The sequence below is a fragment of the Nocardia asiatica NBRC 100129 genome, from assembly GCF_000308415.1.
Classification (GTDB): Bacteria; Actinomycetota; Actinomycetes; order Mycobacteriales; family Mycobacteriaceae; genus Nocardia; species Nocardia asiatica.
Genome location: NZ_BAFS01000334.1, coordinates 1 through 582 on the forward strand (window position 1 = coordinate 1; position 582 = coordinate 582).

1 protein-coding gene is annotated in these 582 nt (G+C 69.1%); it reads right to left on the reverse strand.

Annotation, left to right across the window (positions count from 1 at the left end; translation table 11 throughout):
* On the reverse strand, window positions 1-528 hold a 528-nt coding region (locus ON27_RS29260; RefSeq protein WP_043734737.1), incomplete at its 3' end, for an ABC transporter ATP-binding protein.
* Between the last annotated feature and the right edge of the window lie 54 nt (window positions 529-582).

The following is a 582-nucleotide window of genomic DNA, read 5'->3' on the forward strand; positions in this document are numbered from 1 at the left end:
CAACGGGTCCAGCCCGCTGGTCGGCTCGTCGAGGACCAGCAGCGGCGCCCGGGAAGCGAACGCCGCGACCAAAGCGACTTTCTGCCTGTTACCGGTCGAGTAGGTCTTGGCGGGTTTGTCCACATCGAGGGCGAAGCGGTCGATCAGCTCGGCGCGATACGCCAAGTCGGCGCCCGTACCCACCCGAGCGAGCAGCTCGAGTGTCTCGGCGCCGGTCAACGACGGCCACAGGGCCACGTCGGCGGGCACGTAGGCGAGGTGGCGATGCGCACCTCGCACATCGGCGGCGTCGGTGCCGAACACCCGCGCGGCGCCGGCGGTGGGCCGGATCAGCCCCAGAAGCAGCCGGATGGTGGTCGACTTCCCCGCCCCGTTCGGCCCCAGGAATCCGAACACCTCACCCGCCGCGACAGTGAGAGTGAGGTCATCGACCGCGACGGTGCGGCCGAAACGCTTGGACAAATGCTCGATCGAGACGGCCGCGCGGGTATCGATGGCGCGCGCGGACAACGCCGCTGCAGTGGACATGGAAGCCCTTCCAAGGTCGGCGGATACGACATGCCGACCAGACTTCCCGGCGCA